Annotated in this window: 8 protein-coding genes and 1 pseudogene; 5 read left to right on the top strand and 4 right to left on the bottom strand. The window is 55.3% G+C overall.

The window, feature by feature from the left end; translation table 11 throughout:
• Window positions 1–22: 22 nt before the first annotated feature.
• Window positions 23–2,779, top strand: a complete 2,757-nt coding sequence (locus E1J53_RS13070) for a hypothetical protein (protein WP_134270735.1) — start codon at window positions 23–25, stop codon at window positions 2,777–2,779.
• Window positions 2,780–2,810: 31 nt separating this feature from the next.
• Entirely contained in the window at window positions 2,811–9,956 is a 7,146-nt protein-coding gene (locus E1J53_RS13075; RefSeq protein WP_134270734.1) for a gliding motility-associated C-terminal domain-containing protein, read from the top strand.
• Between the two features lie 99 nt (window positions 9,957–10,055).
• On the opposite strand, the gene E1J53_RS13080 is transcribed toward E1J53_RS13075, so the two are convergent.
• Entirely contained in the window at window positions 10,056–11,006 is a 951-nt protein-coding gene (locus E1J53_RS13080; RefSeq protein ID WP_134270733.1) for a magnesium transporter CorA family protein, read from the bottom strand.
• 135 nt (window positions 11,007–11,141) lie between these two features.
• Between E1J53_RS13080 and E1J53_RS13085 the strand changes: the two genes are divergently transcribed.
• Window positions 11,142–11,522, top strand: coding sequence for a VOC family protein (locus tag E1J53_RS13085; RefSeq protein WP_134270732.1), 381 nt, complete (start codon window positions 11,142–11,144; stop codon window positions 11,520–11,522).
• A 28-nt stretch (window positions 11,523–11,550) separates the two neighbouring features.
• Here the strand turns inward: E1J53_RS13085 and pheS are convergent, their stop codons facing one another.
• Complete coding sequence (gene pheS / locus E1J53_RS13090; protein ID WP_134270731.1) at window positions 11,551–12,609, bottom strand: phenylalanine--tRNA ligase subunit alpha; 1,059 nt, start codon at window positions 12,607–12,609, stop codon at window positions 11,551–11,553.
• A gap of 178 nt (window positions 12,610–12,787) precedes the next feature.
• On the opposite strand from pheS, the gene E1J53_RS13095 reads away from it, so the two are divergent.
• On the top strand, window positions 12,788–14,038 hold the full coding sequence (locus E1J53_RS13095; RefSeq protein ID WP_134270730.1) for an O-antigen ligase: 1,251 nt from the start codon (window positions 12,788–12,790) through the stop codon (window positions 14,036–14,038).
• A 262-nt stretch (window positions 14,039–14,300) separates the two neighbouring features.
• On the opposite strand, the gene E1J53_RS13100 is transcribed toward E1J53_RS13095, so the two are convergent.
• Window positions 14,301–14,600: a putative quinol monooxygenase gene (locus tag E1J53_RS13100; protein ID WP_173021473.1), complete on the bottom strand. Its 300-nt coding sequence runs from the start codon at window positions 14,598–14,600 to the stop codon at window positions 14,301–14,303.
• 44 nt (window positions 14,601–14,644) lie between these two features.
• Complete coding sequence (locus E1J53_RS13105; RefSeq protein ID WP_134270728.1) at window positions 14,645–15,289, bottom strand: hypothetical protein; 645 nt, start codon at window positions 15,287–15,289, stop codon at window positions 14,645–14,647.
• A gap of 370 nt (window positions 15,290–15,659) precedes the next feature.
• On the opposite strand from E1J53_RS13105, the pseudogene E1J53_RS13110 reads away from it, so the two are divergent.
• Window positions 15,660–19,644: pseudogene (locus E1J53_RS13110) on the top strand (hypothetical protein); the annotation flags it as partial.

Genomic DNA, 19,644 nt, shown 5'->3' on the forward strand with positions numbered 1-19,644 from the left:
AATCCCGGAACTACCTGATACTATGCAACAGAAAGTCCTCATCTTTTTCTTCCTGGTTGGAATTTTGTCTCCTTTGGCCGCGCAACAACAGGGATTTGAAGGATTCATGAAAGCCGGTGATGCTCAGGCCGCCCAGGATAATCACTATAATGCCTACCGAAATTACGAAGCAGCCTTACAGTTCCTGGAAGATGCGGACCGGGACTACGGCGAACGGGTGGCGGAAGCTTACTATAAAACCGGGATCAGCGCCTACCGCGCCAGCGCCTATACCGAGGCTGAAAAATTTCTGCTCCTTCTGGCCAATGAAGAGGGCATTGGTAAGTATGCCCTCACCCAATATTTCCTTGGACAGGCGACTTTCCGCCAGGGCAAGTACGATTTAGCGGCCGCCTATTTTCAGCAGTTCCTGGACCAGCAGCCTAATGCCCCGGAAGCCTACCGCTCGGCCGCCCTCGCCCAGATAAACGACGCCGACTGGGCCATCGATGCCATGTCCCGGACGGAGGACATCGTGATGAATCACCTCCCCGAAGGAGTGAATACCAGTTATATGGATCTGGGGTATGTGCATGGCCCAAGTGGTACGAGATTTTTCAGCTCCAACCGATTCGTGTACAAAAATGACACCATCCGGCCCAAAAGAGATCTTAGCCGGATCATGAAGAGAACCGGCGAAACGACCGCCCAGGCGCTTCCCTCTACCATCAATATCCCCGGCAAAAACGTTGCTCACGTAACCTTTAATCGCGAACAGGACAAGGTGTTTTACTGCGTCTGTGACTTCAAGGGCTACGACGAAACGCGTTGCGACATTTACACCGCCGAGGTTACGGATGGTGGCGATTGGGTGAACCCAAAGATGCTGGATCTCAACGTTGAAGGGTTTAATACTACTACACCTTCCGTGGGCCTCAACGCAGATAATGGCCAGGAATATCTCTTTTTTGCCTCGGATCGACCGGGAGGAAAGGGAGGCCTGGACCTGTACCGTTCAAGCATTTCAGCCGACGGATCTGTCGGAGAACCAGAAAACATTGAATACCTTAATACTGAGGGGAATGATGCCACCCCCTTTTGGTATTCTCCGCGGCAGACCCTGTTTTTCAGTACGGATGGTAGGTTCACTTTTGGTGGGCTGGATATCTACAAGTCCTACTGGGTGGACGGAAGCTTCCGGCGCCCGGTTAACCTCGGGGCACCCGTAAATTCCGCGGCGGACGAAGGACACTACACGCGCTTCAATGATCCCGCGGATATTGCTTATGTCTCCAGTCGTCGTCCGGGACCAGACGTGATCTTTTACGATCAGAACGAGCAGGACGTATGTTGCTACGACATCTACTCCTTTACCCCGGACCCCCGAATCTCCCTACAGGCGCTGACCTTTAACGAACTGACCGACGAGAACCTAATCGGGGCCACCGTCGAGCTGTATAAGGTAGGGCCCAACGGGCCAGAATTAGTGGAGACCATCACCAATCTGGAAGGCAATGAGTTTAATTTCCTGGTGGACCCGGAGGCCAAGTATCAGTTGAAGGCAACCAAGGAGGGCTATACCGAGGATTTGGATGAATTTGATCTTGCGGACCCAGAATTTGCCGATAAAGCCTTCATTGAACGCAAACTTTACCTCAGTCCCAAGGTCAACCTGGATGTTTTTACCTTCAATAACGTTGACGGAAGTGATCTCCCCGGTGCCACGGTGCGCCTGTATGAGGTAGGGGAAGACGGAACCCGAATCCTGATCGAGGAATTCACTAACGAAGAAGGCAACGACAGCCACTTTCCTCTACTGGTTGGCAAGAAGTACCTGGTCGAAGCCGACAAGCCCGGATTCGGTAAAGCTTCCAGCGAAGTGGATCTGCGGAACTACGACCCCGCAGAGGGTACCTCCATTCGTCGGGACCTGTATCTCGGACAACTTCTGGAGGTTTACGTAGTCGATGGTCGGACGGACGAGCCACTCAATAATGCTACCCTTCGTCTGGTCAAGGCCGATGGTACGCTGGTGGGCGAAAAAACCAATCCGGACGGAAATGATTTTTACTACACCGTAAATCTGGATCAACCCTTTGTCCTTTCGACTACGCGTCAGGGCTATTTCCCCCGGGTGGATACCCTGCGGTTCTCCCAGGAGGACCTCATCGAAGGCGGCGGAAAGCTCGTCTACGAAGTACCTCTGTATACCAATGATATCGAGAGTTTCCTCCCTTTTGATGTTTACTTCGATAACGACCATCCCAATCCGGATAACTATACCACGCAAACGGATTTGACCTACGATGAAACCTATCTGCCCTATGAGATAATGGAGGAAATCTTCAAAAAGGCCGCCTCTGAAGGACTCAGCAACGAAGAAGCCTTCGTCGTGCGCGGAGACATTCAGCAACTCTTTGACCAGGAAGTGCGTGCCGGGTGGAAACAGCTTACCCGTTTTGCGGATGCCCTGATACTCTACATGGAAACGGGCAACAGCTTTACGGTTCAACTACAGGGTTTTGCCAGCCCGCGTGCTCCTACGGAATATAACCGCCGATTGAGCGCAAGAAGAAACATGTCCCTCAAGAACTTTTTTGCCAGTTATAAAAATGGCGCTCTCGCCCCCTACATCGGGAAGCAGCTGACCTTTACTGAAGCTGCCCTCGGTGAAAGCGAGGCTAATCTGGATGCAGTGTACGAAAGACTTGACCGACCACGGGAGTCCATCTACAGCTACTTCGCTTCGCTCCAGCGCCGGGTGGAACTGAGTAAGGGGATTTCTCCAAAGAAAAAATAATCGTTCACCCGCGTTTTAAAGTATCATACTCGTGAAGAATTTTCTGATATATCGCTTCAACAGCCTTAACGGTGGATGGTTACTAACCCTCATGGTGCTGCTCGGGCTCACCAATATGCTCCCCGCGGAAGGAATTTTGCAGGTAGCACCAACTGCCGCCGATGCCCCCGTAATGCTGGAGACCGGTCGTCCGGACTTCGGTTCTTTTGCAGACTATGATGGGCCGGAGACCGGTCGACTGTATGTCTCCATTGGTCGGGCGGACGAAAAGGTTTATTTTGGACTGGCTCCTGAATACCAGGACAACGGAACACCCTTCACCCGATTCAGTTTCTCCCAGTATCGTTTCAGAGTTCGGCGGGCAACCGAAAGTGGTGTGGACCCCATCGTTCACGGCCCCTTTGTAATCGGTAACGATAACGCCAACGTCAATTCTTATGGGGAAGCAGCTTTTGGGGTATACGATACCACGGCCACGCAGTTCGGCCGGTCCATTTATGTCTTTGAACCGGGGGAAGTTGGTGACTATTACATCGAATTCGATGAGTTCGCCAATGACGGCAACCGCAAGGTGAATATCCCCTTCTGGGATATCACCGTTACCCGCGATGGTTTGCCGGTCATCGGCCGCGTTTGGTCAAAGAACTGGGCGTTCAGAACTCCGGAAATCTTGGGCACCAACCCGCCGGATTGCGTTTGGGACCGTCCCTTTAACGGACAACTTTACAGTTACACGGAGGATGGATTTGTCTCCCGGATCGACTTCAACGGTGCGGGTATGCAGGGGCTTTCCTTTAACGTCGCCTTTAATACCAAAGGGCCGGGCACGACGGGAGACCTTGGCCAGGATCGGATGTCCGTACCCGGAGAAAACGCCATCCTTAACTCTGCGGAACACCGTGTATTCTTATCCCTGCCGGATATCGAATTATTCCCCGATGGCATTTGTGGTGAAGTTGCCGCTGCCGAAACCTTTGTCTGCGACGGCTCTGCCCCCTACTGTCTGGAAGTCTCCGTTACTCGTCCCGGTCAGGTAGAAGTTTTACTGGACTTTAACGGTAATGGTATTCTTGACGATACCATCGACGTGAGCCTCGTGTACGAGTTCACGGATTCCATTATGGCAACGTGTATCCCCTGGGACGGATTACGGGGAGACAGCTCGGAAGTAACGTTTTCGGATACCGTAGACGTGATCATCACCTATGCTCAGGGAGTGCAGCACTGGTCTGCCTACGACGTAGAATTTATGAAGAATGGATTCTGTGTGGAGACGGTACGACCAGTTTGCTCCCAAACCCAGAGTTCAGAATTCCTCTACTGGGATGATCGAAACATTCCCGGTGAATCCGGTACCGGAGCGCCCAAAGACCAGCGCACGGGCTGTTCTTGTTTAGACGGCTGCCGTACCTGGAATAACTTTACCCTCAACAGCGACCAGTGCGATAATTTTGACGATGAGCAAACGGGGGGATATGGCGACAAAAACACCCTTAATACCTGGTGGTTCGCTAATACCCAATCCAGCTTCACCGCCCGGGTACCGGTGGTAAGTGCCGTGATTCTTGGACCGGACATCATCTGTCAGGGAGATACGGCGCAGTTCCGCGCCGAGGATGCTACCGTCATGGGCGCGGTTTCCTATTCCTGGTTCGGACCCGGAGTAGATGGTCTGACTACCCAGGAAGTTGACGCTACGGCAACCGGAACGTATTGCGTGACCATCATGGATGAAAATGGGTGCTCCAGCACCACCTGTACGGACCTGGCGGTTATCGAAGTGGAATCGGATCAGTTTCCGGAATCCCTGTCCATCTGCTTCGGAGAAAGTACCTCCATGGTGTCGCCCGGTAACCCGGAATACGAATACTTGTGGAGTCCGAGCGAAGGAATTGATGACGTTACCTCCAATCAACCAACGTTCTTCCCTTCCACCACTACTACCTATACGGTAATGGTCACCCGCACCAACGAATTTGGCCAGTCCTGTACCATTGAGGAGGAAATCACCATTCAGGTTTCCGAAGACATTGGCCTGACGGTGATCGGTGGCGGAGGAATTTGTGATCCTACTACCACCATCGAAGTGCTTACGGACGTGGAGGCGGAAGTAACCCTGTTTGGCCCCGGAAACGTGGTCGTTGGAACGGGCTTAAATTATACCCTGCCGGTAAGCGGCTCTACGAACTACGTACTGATCGCTACCGACCAGCAGGGATGTATGGACACGGTTACCTTCAACCTGGAAGGAGGCCCCACCGAAATTTCGGTGCCGGACACCGTCCTGTCCTGTTTGTCCGATGGCGTCACCCTGAGCGTCACCAATCTGGACGCTAACGACACCCTCAGCTACTCCTGGAGCCCCGCCAATCTCTTTGTGCCGGAAACGGTAAACTCCGCCAACCCGGTTTTCAATGGTCCCGCGGGCGACTACGAGGTTTCCGTTACGGCAACCAACCAGTATGGCTGTGCGACTACCGAGACGAGCCGCTTGATTGTCATCGATGACAACGCCAGCTTGTCCTTCACTTCGGAGGTCGATTGTAACGGTAGCCTGGTAACCTTCACCAACACCAGTACCGCCGACTTTGGGTTCATTTACAATTTTGGTGATGGTACAACCAGCACGGATGAAAACCCCTCCCATACTTACGATGTCCCCGGAACGTACACCGTTACCCTGGACCTGATCTACGATCAGGATTGTATTGAGAGCTTCTTCCAGCAGGTCACTACGGTGGAAACCGTGGTCGAAGCGGACTTCAGCTTCAGCCTGGGAGACTGTTTGGAAACCGGTGCGACGATTGAATTTGTCGACAATTCCACGAATAATTCGGGGGACCCCCTTAGCTACTCCTGGTCCTTTACCGGAGCCACTCCTTCCACCAGTACCGACGAAAACCCGAGCGTAACCGTGCCCACCTCCGGCATGGTGACCGCTAGCCTTACGGTGACCACGGTGGATGATTGTTCCTCCACCAAGGATACGACCTTCACGGTCAATCTGGCCCTGGGCAATCTGAGCGAAGAAATTATTATTTGTCCCGGGGACTCAGCGGCCCTGAACCCCGACGGAGATCCGGCCCTGACGTACAACTGGGCTCCCTCACCGGATTTTAATGCGGATGAGGTGAACCCCACCACCGCAGTACCCGGCACCTACCTCGTCACCATCACCGATCCTACCGCTGAACTCAGCTGTGTTACCGTCGATACGGTGACGGTCATCCAACCAGACGACATCGGTCTGGAAATCAATGGCCCCAACGGACCACTGGTGGGCGGCGGCATCATTGACCTGCCCACCCTGACCTTCTGTGGCGTAGCCGACGATATCTCGGTGGACATTTCTACTACGGACGACGTCCAGGTAACCTTCACCGATCTCGGAGGCAACATTCTTGGTACCGGGACCACACTGACGGTTAACCCGGCCATCAATGATACCATTGTGGTCACCGCTACCAATATGTTTGGTTGTTTTGAACGAGACACGGTGGTCTTGCTCAACCAGGCAGTGATGGTGGAGGTGGACGCCGAAGGCGGGCAAATCATTCTTTGTGAGCCCGGAGATACCTCCGTGACCATCAACAACCTGAACGCCGATGACGTACTGACCTACGCCTGGACGGCCAACCCCATCATCACCAGTGTCCTGAATCAGGCGACCGTGAACGTTACCACGACCACCGCCGGAGTGGAGACCTTATCGGTGCTGGTCACCAATCAGTTTGGTTGCGATACCACCATTCAGGTGGAAGTGATTACGCTGGAGGAAATTGTGCTGGAAATCAGTGGCCCCAATGGCGTCCTGACGGACGGCGGCCTGGAACTGCCCACCCTTGCGTTCTGCGGAGAACCCGCCGAGTTATCGGTGGAGATCATTTCGGGCAGCAACGTCGACGTTTCTTACCTTGATCTGAACGGAAACGTTTTGGGCACGGGGTCCTCCATCACCCTGAACCCAATGGGGAGTGACACCATCATCGTAGTTGCCGACGGAGAACTGGGTTGTGGTACCCGCGATACCATCGTCATTGACAATCAATCCATTTCGGTTGAGGTAGATGCCGAAGGCGGGCAAATCATTCTGTGTGAGCCCGGCGATACCTCGATAACGGTTAGCAACCTCAACCCCGACGACGTACTCACCTACGCCTGGACGGCCAACCCCATCATTACTGGCGCCCTGGACGCGGCAACCGTAAACATCACGACTACTACTGCCGGAGTAGAAACTCTGTCCGTATTGGTAGCCAATCAATTTGGCTGTGATACGACCATTCAGGTAGAGGTCATCACGCTGGAGGAAATTGTGCTGGAAATCAGTGGTCCTAATGGCGTCCTGACGGATGGTGGTCTGGAACTGCCCACCCTGGCGTTCTGCGGAGAACCCGCCGAGTTGTCGGTGGAGATCGTTTCGGGAAGTAACGTAGACGTGTTCTACACTGACCTGAACGGAAACGTTCTGGGCACGGGATCCTCCATCACCCTGAACCCGATGGGTAGTGATACCATCATCGTGGTTGCCAACGGAGAATTGGGTTGTGGCACCCGCGATACCATCGTCATTAACAATGAAGCCGTTTCGGTGGAAATTGACGCCGAAGGCGGACGGGTCATTCTCTGTGAACCGGGGGATACTTCCGTCACGATTACGAACCTGATTTCCGATGACGTACTCACCTACGTATGGGAACCCAACGCCATCATCACCGGTGCGCTGAATGAAGCCACCGTAAATATTACCACTACGGCCCCCGGTACCGAAACCCTTTCGGTGCTCGTAACCAATCAGTTTGGCTGCGATACGACCATTCAGGTAGAAGTAATTACCCTGGAAGGGATTGTCCTGGAAATTACGGGTCCGAACGGCCCGCTACCGGATGGAGGTCTCGAACTGCCGACCCTTTCCTTCTGCGGAGAACCGGCCGAAGTTACCGTCGACATCATGGCGGGAGGGGCCGTTGACATCACCTACACGGATTTGGACGGCAACGTACTGGGAATGGGGAACACCCTTACCCTTAATCCTTCCGGAAGGGACACCATCGTCATCATCGCCGGAGGCGAACTGGATTGTGGATTGTCGGACACCATCGTGGTGGAAAATAACCCGATATCCGTCGACATCGACATCGAGGGCGACGAGATCATTCTCTGTGAACCCGGGGATACTTCGGTGACCATTAATAACCTGAACGCCGGAGATACGCTGACGTACGTCTGGACGGATAATCCCATCATTACCGGCCCACTTAACGGACCTTCCGTGGACATTACGACCACCGAACCCGGCTCGGAGGTGCTTTCCGTACTGGTCACCAATCAATTCGGCTGTGATACGACCGTAAACGTTACGGTCACCACCCTGGAACCCATCGGCCTGGTGGTAAATGGCCCCGACGGACCCATCACCGGCGATAGCCTGACGACCTGCGGGGAACCCGTTGACCTGACCGCCGAACTACGGGTGGAAGACGGGATCACCGTCACCTTTACGGACCCCTCCGGTAACGTATTGGGGATGGGCAGTTCGCTGACCGTAGATCCCGAGCTTCAGGATACGGTGATCATCACCGCCGAAAATGAGTTCGGTTGTACTGAGATGGACACGGTAATCATCATCAATCAGCAGGTAAACGCCGAGCTCACGGTTGAGGGAATGGACCTTAGCCTCTGTGAGTCCAGCGATACCCTCGTTGGGGTGGTTAACCTCGATCCGCGGGATGAACTGACCTACCAGTGGGCTGAGAACGACATTATTAACGGTCCGCTCGACGGACCGACGGTTTCCATCACTACGCCCGAGGAAGGATCCACGGAGCTTTCCGTGCTGGTGACGAATCAGTTTGGGTGCGATACTACCCTGACCCTGACCGTGGCCACCATTCCGTTCATGCCCAACCAGTACACCTCACCCTACCAGGCTTGTTTCGGTGACCTGGTAACCATTGAGGGCGGACCACGGGTAGAGGGCTACGTGTACGAATGGTCGCCGGCGGACGGACTGGACCTAAGTGATCCGGCAAACCCCATGGGGGTATTTACGGAAGACGTGACCCTTACCGTGGTGATTACCGATCCCGTAACGGGCTGTAGCCTGGAGCAGGTCATTGAAGTGATGGTGACGCCGGAAATCAGCCTGATGGCTTCGCCGGCGGATACTACGCTCTGTGCTCCCGGCTCCGTGGACGTTACGGCTTCCTCCGTAAACGAGGCGGTAATCTACACCTGGTACAGTGATGAAGCCCTCACGGATTCCATCGCATCCGGTCCCGATTTCACCATTGAGGGAGGTGTGCCCGGAGAAACCTACGTGGTGTACGTACGCGGGGTGGACCCCAACACGAATTGTGAGCAAAGCATCCCCGTCACGGTTCGGGTATCCGAATTGACGGCTGGCTTCCCCGATGAGGTGGTGGCAGCCTGTGCGGGTGAGCCTACGAGTATCTTCACGGAAAATAGTCCGATTGCCACGCTCCAGTATACCTACGAACCGGCCGGTATCATCGATGATTCCGATCCCGCGAATCCGACCTTCACCGGAGACGACTCTACGGTAGTAACCGTGACCGTTACCGATCCGGTAACGGGGTGTTCGGAGACGCTTCAGGTGACCATCAACGTGACCAATCTCTTTACGCTTACGGGCGTGGCCAATCCGCCGGAAATCTTTACGGGGCAAAGCTCCGAACTGTCCATTGAGGGTTGCGAGAATTGCACCTACGTTTGGTTCCCGCCCACGGGCACGGTGGAGCCCGATACGGGTAGGGTCGTGACGGCTACCCCGGACGAGGCCGGAGAGTGGATTTACGAAGTGGAAGTGACCAGCAACGGTTGTACGGAAATCGTGGAGGTGCTGCTGATCGTAGAGGATCCCATTTGTGATACGGACCGGATTTTCATCCCCAATGCCTTCACGCCGAACGGAGATAACCGCAACGATGTGCTGCGGGTACGCTCTAAATTCGCCGAAGAAATCACGGAATTCACCTTCATCATCTACAACCGGTGGGGGCAGGAAGTGTACAAGAGTGATGACATCTTCGACGGCTGGGACGGTACCGCCGCCGGGGATGATCTGGAGCCTGACGTCTACGGATACTGGTTACGGGTACGTTGTCCCTTCGGAGAAGAATTGATCCAGCAGGGTAACGTTACGCTGATGCGATAGACGCCGCCACGACGAGCGGATCATTGGGGCGAGATCGCAGGTGCAGGGCTAATTGGTAAACAGCCTTGCACCTGCGGCCTCGCCTCTTTTTTTCCTTGTCTAAAAGAGCCGCTTTTGGCGGAAGTAATAAATCACCATGAGGCTGAGTACCACGGAAAGTGCAATGATGACCAGGTAGGTGAAGCTGCCCTCCTGGAAAGGCATGGCGACGTTCATGCCGTAAAATGACGCGATGACCATGGGCACCGTCAGGACGATGGTGATCAGCGTGAGGCGTTGGATGGTGATGTTCAGGTTGTTGGAAATGATGGACCCGTAGGCGTCCATGGTCCCGTTCAGGATGTTGGTGTAAATATTGGCCATTTCCAGGGCCTGGCCGTTGTCAATGATGATGTCTTCAAAGAGGTCGGCCTTGTCTTCGTCGTGGCGAATGCCGAGGAAGTCCGTCCGCTTCATTTTCATCTTCAGCAGCTCGTTACCGTTGAGGGCGTTGATGAAATACACCAGGGATTTTTCGATGCTGAGCAACTGCTTGAGTTCCCGGTTTCGGCTACTGTCGTAGAGCTCCTGTTCGATCAGGTTACGCTTTACGTTGAGTCGCTTCAGGCAGGTCAGGAAGCGGTACACGGTATGCTCAAAAATGCGGAGTACGAAGTAGCTGCGGTCGGAGGGATTGAGGTTGCGGATTTTGTTTTCGATGAACAGTCGCAGCACCGGATGATTCTCGGAAGAAGTCACGGTGATCAGGTGGTCCGGAGTCAGGATAATACCGATGGGGACGGTGATGTAAATGCCTTCATTGTCACCGTCCGTACGGGAGAGCACGGGAGTGTTAACGACGATCAGTCGGGCACTTTCTTCTCTTTCGTAACGGGACCGTTCGTCGGTATCCAGGGGGTCGGTCAGGAAGTCCAGCGGAAGTTCGAAATCCTGCGCTACTTCGGCGAGTTCATCGGCGGCGAAGGGAGGGCAGAGGTGAATCCAGCAGCGGTCTTCTAATTCGTCCACCTTGTCCAAGCGGCCATTGCGGGAGGCGTAGTAGCTGATCATGGCGGAGTGGTTTGGTGAAGCGCTGGCAAAGATAGAACGGATACCTGAGAGAAGGTACCGTTTTCCCGCCTAGTTCTCTTGCTGGCGTATTTCTTGGGAAATGCGTTTATCTTTCGGGGGAACAGTATCCTCGCTATGAAAAGTTCTACTTCCGCTCCCGGAACGGTTTGGACCGAGATTCCGGTCGCTGACTTTAACCGTGCCCGGCAATTTTATGAATTCGTTTTTACCGTAGAGCTTCGTGTTCACGACCTCGGGGCACTTAAGATGGGGGTATTCCCGGAGGAGGCTTACGCCTGCGCCATTTGCTACCACGAACAATTCTACTTTCCCGGAGAACAAGGCCCCGTAGTGTACTTCGACGGGGGAGCGGATCTGGCAAAATACCTGGACCGGGTATCGGAAGCGGGCGGAGAGGTACTCATCCCCAAACGCGCCATCGGTGATGAGCGCGGCTATATGGCCATTTTTCGGGATACGGAAGGCAATCGCATCGGTTTAATGTCTCCACAGTAATTGCGTCCGGCACCAAACTACCGCACTACTACAGTACGCTCTTAAACTGCTTCAGGAAGCGAACGTCATTTTCAAACATCAGTCGGATGTCCGTGATGTTGTACAGGAGCATGGCCTGCCGCTCGATACCCATGCCGAAGGCGTAACCGGTGTAGCGTTCCGGATCGATGCCACAGTTTTCCAGGACCTTGGGGTCCACCATCCCGCAACCAAGAATTTCTAGCCATCCGGTACCCTTGGTGATGCGGTAGTCGTGCTCGGTTTCCAGGCCCCACCAGATGTCCATCTCGGCACTTGGCTCGGTGAAGGGGAAGTAACTGGGCCGGAGACGGATTTTGGTCTTGTCCCCGTACATTTCCCGCGCAAAATGGAGTAGGGTCGCTTTCATGTCGGCGAAGCTCACCTTCTCCGCAACGTACAATCCTTCTACCTGGTGGAACTGCGCGTGGCTCCGCGCACTGATGGTTTCGTTGCGGTACACTCTTCCCGGAGCAATAATCCGGATCGGAGGCTGGCTATGTTCCATGGTGCGGGCCTGCACGGAACTGGTGTGCGTGCGCAGCAGCATGGCCGTATTGTTGGCGCCCGCGGGGAGGCCATCGGCGACGTAATACGTGTCCTGCATGTCCCGGGCCGGGTGGTCCTCGGGGGTATTCATGGCGGAGAAGTTATGCCAGTCGTCCTCTACTTCGGGGCCTTCGGCCACGGTGAAACCGATGCGCTCAAAAATGGCGATGATGCGGCGCATCGTCAGGGCAATCGGATGGCGGCTTCCGAGGGGTAGGGGCTCGCCCGGCGCCGTCAGGTCGAACCTGGCACCTGCGTCCGCGCCCGCACTGGCCGCCATGGACTCCTGCAGGGCGTCAAACTTCGCCTGGGCGGCTTGCTTGGTCTTATTGACCAGCTGACCAAACTCCGGCTTCTGCTCGTTGGGGATGTTGCGCATCTCTCCCATGAGGGGCTTGAGTACGTTCTTGCTTCCCAGATAACGGATGCGGAAGGCCTCCACCTGCTCTGCGGTTTCAGCAGTAGCGCCTTCAATTTCCTCAAGTAGTGCCGCCACGCGGTCGAATACCTCTTGTGCCATAGCGCGCAAAGATAATTGGTCTGTTGGTCTTTGGAAGCTTTCCTGTTTGAAAGTGTCGACCACAACCAAAATACCAACAGACTAAAATCCAACAGACTAAATAACCAATAGACTAAAGAACTAACAGACTACCTTACCTTCGGAGCAACGCATCGCCCACCAAAGGTGTCCCCTCATTATGTGGCTAACCCGTCAAAAAGTTGAGATCGCCCGATATTATTTGACCCTCCTGATGTGGGCGGGGGCCATCTTCGGACTGGTCATTTCTCCCCCCGTGCTCTCCATTGCGCTGATTTCCCTGGTGGTTCTCGGGTTACTGGACCCCCTGAAGGGACTCAATCCCCGCTGGCTGAAAAACGCCAGAGCTACGTTCTCCAGCAGCTTTTTCTGGGGCATGGCCGGATTGTACGTCCTCTTACTGCTGGGCATCTGGCAAACCGAAGACTGGAGCTATTACGCAGAGCGCATCCGGGTGAAGGTGCCCTTACTGTCGCTGCCCTTCGTTTGGGCCGGGCTACCCGATTTTGGCAAAAAGGAATTCGGTTGGATCCGGGCGGGTGCGGTCCTGTTCTTTGCGCTGCTGATGCTGTTGGTACTCGGCAACTACTTGTTCAACTTCTCGGAGATCAACGATATGATTCGTCGGGGACAGGCCATGCCCGTCCCTCGCAACCACATTCGCTTCAGTTTAATGGTGGCCGCCACGACCCTCCTGGCGGTGGCCAACTTCCGGCAACGAACCCTGGGGTGGGGGAGAGCCTGGTTATTCCTCGCGGCCTTCCTTTTCATCGGCCAGCATTTTTTGGCCGTTCGGTCCGGGCTGGCCGGCGCCTACGGGGCGATCGCGGTGCTCATCGCCGGTCTGGCCCTGGAGCGGGGCCGTTGGCAGTGGATGGTTTTTGGTCTTGCCGGACTTTGCCTACTACCAGTGTTGGCCTACCTGGCGGTCCCCAGCTTTCGCACCAAAATGAACTATGTCCGCTACGAGCTGCTCCACCGAAACCCCGCCGAAGACACCGGCGAGTACAGCGATACCGGTCGGCTCACCAGCATTCGCATCGGCCTGGACATTTGGCGAGACCATCCCGTGGTGGGTATCGGCCCGGGAAACCTGCTGGCCGAGACCGACGCGCGTTACGCCGAAATACTCCCCGGAGTAAAGGGCAAGCGCCCCCACAACCAGTTCGTCAGTGCCCTGGCGGGCAGCGGTACGGTGGGGGGACTCATCACCCTCGGGTGCTTCCTCCTGCTTGGGTTCGGCAACCAGCGGTGGCGCGACCCCATTTACCTGGCCACCTTCACCGTCCTTTTCCTTAGTTGTATGGTCGAGAACACCCTGGAGACCTCGGCCGGCGTCAGTATGTTCTGCCTCCTACTTCTCCTCACCCGGCCAGATCATCCATCACTCAATCTCTCCGCCCCCGAATAAGTCGCTCTACCAACTATCTGCTACCCGCTCCTTCCTACCCCCTACCATACTAAAGAACTACCGTACTTCTTCCTACCCGCTAAGTCTTACTACAATAGTTTCTACTGGTAATGCCGCGATTCGTCCGACAAACTTTATGTTGACTGCGTCAGAAATAAAGAATTTGTCGGACAACCGCTCATAGCATTAGCAGGTAAAAATTTATTGAGTTTCTCATTTCCATCTACCTGCTACCATACTAAAGAACTAACGTACTACAATACTACTCCATCCCCATCAACAAATCCGCTTCCATCACCTCGGGCGGCTTCCGGAAAAGGGGCTTGATTTGTTTGAAGAAGGCTTCATGCTCATCGTCGGCCACGTGCCGTTCGAAGTAGGAGTAGTCTTCCCAGCATTCCATGGTGGCAAATTTGCTGGGGTCTTCGCGGTCGCGGATCAGGTAAAAGAACAGACAACCAACTTTGGCCCGACTGTCTTTGGCGTGTTTGGCGAAGATGGGGGCGAAGTTGTCGGCGTCGTCAAGGTCGAATTTAGCGACGAGATAGAGTTGTTTTGACATCCTTATGTAGTTATGGCCGTATAATAGGTCATGGGCCAAAAGGTTCATTTCTCGGGTTCGGCCGTCACGGCTTCACCCGGCGGACGGTAAAGGCGGAGGCTATCGAAAAACTTATCGGCACTTTTATTGGGGCCCGATGACTCCAGACTGAAGACCTTCATTTCGTAATAGCGGCTACCGGCCACCCCCGCCAGGGTCCGGGCGCTGGCCTTGCCGCCGTTGTAGTCGATGCGCCACTGTCGGCCGGGATATCCGTTAATGTCTTTATCGGCCGCATAGATCACCTCGCCACCGACCGCCGCAGCGGCTTCTTCCTCGGAGGCCATCAATAACTCCTGCACCAGTTCGGTACTGTCGTGGTGTAAAGCCCCCGGGGGATAATCGACGTAACTCAGTGCGTATATGACGTTGTCCGCCGTGGCGGGATCCGGTACCTTTAGGAAGAAGGTATGAAAGACTTGCTGTCCGAGTCCGGTGTCAAGCGTGTCCACTTTGGTTTGCATGGAGGCCGGAGTCTCCAGTCGGAAGCGACCGTCAAGATCCTGCAGCTCCACCCAGTCGGCCTGGCGTTCCCAACGCTTTTCCAGCGGTAGGGCCAGCATCGGGGTCTGGGCGTTCGCCGGAGCAAGGTAGCCGAACAGGAAGCCTAATATGAACAGACGTCGTAATTGAAGGGGGATGATGTTCATGTACTAAAGACAAGCCGGGGGAGCGGGGGGTTGTGCCGCAGTGTCGGTTTTGCGGCGCCTTACGCTCCTCCTTGCGGCAGCTACAACGGGATTGGGCGCGGAGCGCAGGTGCAATGAAATGGAATCCTCGCGATCTGCCGGGGTGCTAACCAACCATTCGGGCTTGCTCCACCCCCGGGAATTTTTTCCTAAAAAGCCTTCGTATTTTTTTTAACATTAAATAGGAATTTTGTTACCTTCGTCGTGGACTATCGTGGGACGCCCCCTACGATCCGTTCTGCGTATAGCTGATTCTCGACCGATCTGCTGCCGCAGATCAGTTTAGAAACATGCTTCGGCATCTTTGATGATCTCAGAAAAATTAGATTACATGAGACGACCTCTACTCCGGACGGCACCAGGCCGTTCCCTATTCCTAACTTTGCTGTGTCTGGCCCTCGGCTCGACTATGCTCTTCGCCCAACCGGCGAACGACGAATGCGCCAACGCGATCGCGATCGGTGCAGGCGTTACCAGCGGCACCACGGAAGGTGCTAACACGGATGCTACTCCCTTCTGTGGCACGGCTTCCACTTCTCCCGGTGTTTGGTACACGCACACCGCTGACCAGACCGGTTTACTGACCCTCGATCTTTGTGGAGCCATTTTTGACTCCAAGATCAGCGTTTACACCGGCTCCTGTGGTGACAACCTGGTCTGTGAGATTGGTGAAGACGACGACTTCGGCGTTTGCGGTGGTAACGATCCTTCCGTTACCGTCGACGCTGTTTGTGGTGATCTCTTCTACATCCACGTGCACGGTTTTGGTGGCGGCAATGGTCCCTTCGACCTTACCCTTACCTACGCTGATGACGCGGAGCCCTGTGAAATGGGTGAAACCTTCCCGTTTGAGGCCTGTGGTGGCTCCATGAACATGGATCCCGTTGCTATCCCCGATAACGCCTTCGAACCCACTGATCCTCAGGCTGCGGACCTGGCCAGCGTTACCGCTGACGTTAGCGTTCCCGCCGGTGCGACCATCGACGATATCGTAGTAACCGTTGCCATCAACCACACCTGGGTTGGTGACCTGACGCTTTACGTACAGTCTCCCGACGGTACCCTCCTGCCCCTGATGAGTGGCCCCGGTGCTGCTGGATTTGACGCTACGGGCGTTGGTAGCAGCGAAAACCTCGTGGAAACCTTCCCGATTGAATTCTTCGACGGTGCTGCTTTTGACGCTGAAAACATGGGCGTAAATACCGCCTCTTCCCTCATCAACGTATGTGAAGACGACGGTGAATGTGAATTCTTCCCCAACGGCGACGGTGTCGGCGTTCCCGGTGGCGGTGCTGCCGTGGCCGATTTTGCTGGCTTCTTCCCTCAGGGTGATGGTCTGAGCGGAACCTGGACCCTGTGGGCCGGTGACCGTACTGGCCTTGACGTTGGTGAAATCTCCATCATGGGCTTCATGGTCTGTGTATCTGGTGAGGCCGAAGCTTGTCTGGCAACCCTGGCTTGTGAAACGGAAGCTACCGTAGTCCTCGACGCTGAGGGCAACGGTACCCTGACCGTAGACGACATCATCGGTGACTCTGAACTCTGTGAGGGTACGGAACTCGTACTGTCTCAGACCAGCTTCGGTTGTGCTGACATCGGAGAAGTTAGCGTTGTTGGCACGGTAGTTGGCGACGACGATGATGACGATGATGACGACGACAACGGTGATCTCCAGACCTGTGAAATCACGGTAACCGTAGACGACAGCAACGTTCCTCGTCCGAACCTGGCCTGTCTGACGTCCATCAACCTGACGCTCAACGAAAACTGTGAAGCGCTCCTTCTCCCCGAAATGGTGCTTTCTGGCGAATTTGGCTGTCTCGACCTCGACGCCCTGCGCGTAGTAGTTCAGGATGAAGATCCTTCTAACGGTCCCATCATCGACGGCTGTGGTGAGTACACCTACACCATCGAAGTGATTACGGAAAACCTCAGCTTCGAAGGCTTCAACGAAGAAGACTGGGACGTTGAAACGACCGAGAACAACGCTGACCAGAACGCTGACGCTGACTTTACCGACGAGACCCTGACCCTGAGCACCTCTAACGATGTGTTCTTCGGAGGTGCTTCCTTCGGCGTAACGGCTTCTTACATGTTCAGCGCCAACGGTGTGGTAAGCTTCGATTACGACTACAACGGTGTTGATGCTGGCTTTGATGATGCCATCATCCTGATCGACTTTGAAGGTGGTCAGGTTGAAATCCTCGATACCGACCAGCCCGCAAGCGGTTCTGCCGCTGAGCCCGTAATGGCTGGCTACTCCATCGTATTCAGCGTAGTTGACGACGGCTTCCAGCCATTTGCTGGAAACCTGACCAGCCAGCTGGAAATCTCCAACTTCAAGTTCGAAGCTGACATGGCCGACCTTGGCGAGTTCGAATTCTCCAACTGTTGGGGTACCGTTAACGCTGAAGACAAGACGCCTCCCGCAGTAGTAGAGACTCCCGAAGATGCCGTGCTTCCCTGCACCGACTTCGAGGAGATCATGCTCACCATGCTCGACGTTAACATCAGCCGCTGTTGGGAAGTAGCGCGTGGCACCGACGGTGTCTTCCGCACCGTTCCCGGCACCATGGCTACCGCTCTGCGCGACCGTCTGGACCTGATCGCCTTCGATCCCGGTGCTGGTACCGCTGTTGTTCCGGAATTCACCGACGGCTGTGCTCCTCGCCTCCAGGTTTGTGTGAACGACGTAGCTACCTTCGGCGAAGACCCCGCCTGTGATGACATCACCATCACGCGTACCTTCACCGCTACCGAAATCAGCGACTGTGAAAGCGCTTCTGGCGAAGAAAACGGTCCTGCCGTTACTTCTTTCGACATCGACTTCCTGCGCCCCGGTCTGGAAAACGTACAGCCCTTCGCTGACGAACTGGACGTAGCCGAGTACGAGTGTGACGAGACCCTGACGCTGGGGGCCAACGGTAACCCCGTTCCCCGCGCTGAAGACCTGCCCTTCCTGCAGTTCGGTGATCGTACCATTCCCCTGGTACTTGAAGGTGCGGTTTGTAACCTGGCCCTGACCTACGAGGACGGCCCCCGGATTCAGACCTGCCCCAACACTTACAAGTTCGTACGTACTTACACCGTCATCGACTGGTGTGAGCCCCAGGCTCCCCTGACGTACACGCAGGTAGTTAAGGTTGGTGACACCACCGCTCCTGACTTCACTGCTCCCACGCAAGACCGCGACTTCGACGGTACCATCGACGAAGGTCCGCTCGAGTTCAGCACCAACGCTGGTGACATCTGTGCGGCCTACATCCGCCTGGACGATCCGAGCATCGTACTGACGGACAACTGTAGCGCCGGCATCGAGCTGAAAGCTGACATCTACCCCTTCCAGGACCTGAACGGCGCCCCCATCGGCACCTTCTTCCTGGACCTGAACGACGGCGACGCTGAGATTGCCGGTCCGATCCCCGCTGGTACGCACACCCTGCGTTACACCTACACGGACGACTGCGGTAACTCTGACTTCACCGACGTACCCTTCACGGTCATCGACCGTACGGCTCCCGTAGCCATCTGTGAAGACGGCCTGAACATCAGCCTGACTTCCGGTTCTTCTACCGGTGGTGCCAGCACTGGTGTTGCTGTTCTGACCCCCGAAATGATCGACAACGGTTCTTACGACGACTGTGGCGACGTAACGCTCCACATCGGCCGGGTACGCCAGCTGGCTAACGGCACCTACGAACTGCTTCCCGGCGCTGTTTACACCGACGAACTGCTGCTGACCTGTGCTGACCTGGGCAACGTCCTGGTTGGTCTGCGCGTCACGGACGAGCGTGGTAACGTCAACTACTGCTGGCTCGAAGTACTGGTGGAAGACAAGGCACGTCCTATCTGTTTTGCTCCGGCTCCGGTCAACATCAGCTGCATTGCCTACAATGCTGAGCTTCCCGCTGACATCAGCGAAGCTACCGACGAGGAGCTGGACGCTGCCTTCGGTGCGGCTACCGGCCTCGACAACTGTGAAGTAACGATCACCCAGACGATCAGCGGTGACGTGAACAGCTGTGGTGTTGGCCAGTTCACCCGTGTATTCACGGCTACTGACGGCCAGGGCCTGACCAACGCTGCTGCTTGTACGCAGCGCATCACGGTCTACGGCATCCACGACTACACGCTGACCTTCCCCACGGACGAGGAAGCTGACTGTGCCGTAGTTCCTGACTACGACGGCATCGGCATCGACGAGCGTGCCTGTGACCTGATCACGATCAACCCCAGCGTTGACACCTTCCGCACGACGGGTACTGCTTCCGAGGAGTGCTTCAAGCTGGAAGTTACTTACGACATCATCAACTGGT

Source organism: Lewinella sp. W8, from assembly GCF_004375085.3.
Classification (GTDB): domain Bacteria; phylum Bacteroidota; class Bacteroidia; order Chitinophagales; family Saprospiraceae; genus Neolewinella.

Excerpts from the sequence above, each read along its gene's own strand:
- E1J53_RS13070 (WP_134270735.1), top strand. The coding sequence starts at position 23 with ATGCAACAGAAAGTCCTCATCTTTTTCTTCCTGGTTGGAATTTTGTCT.
- E1J53_RS13080 (WP_134270733.1), bottom strand. The coding sequence starts at position 11,006 with ATGATCAGCTACTACGCCTCCCGCAATGGCCGCTTGGACAAGGTGGAC.
- E1J53_RS13085 (WP_134270732.1), top strand. The coding sequence starts at position 11,142 with ATGAAAAGTTCTACTTCCGCTCCCGGAACGGTTTGGACCGAGATTCCG.
- pheS (WP_134270731.1), bottom strand. The coding sequence starts at position 12,609 with ATGGCACAAGAGGTATTCGACCGCGTGGCGGCACTACTTGAGGAAATT.
- E1J53_RS13095 (WP_134270730.1), top strand. The coding sequence starts at position 12,788 with ATGTGGCTAACCCGTCAAAAAGTTGAGATCGCCCGATATTATTTGACC.
- E1J53_RS13100 (WP_173021473.1), bottom strand. The coding sequence starts at position 14,600 with ATGTCAAAACAACTCTATCTCGTCGCTAAATTCGACCTTGACGACGCC.
- E1J53_RS13105 (WP_134270728.1), bottom strand. The coding sequence starts at position 15,289 with ATGAACATCATCCCCCTTCAATTACGACGTCTGTTCATATTAGGCTTC.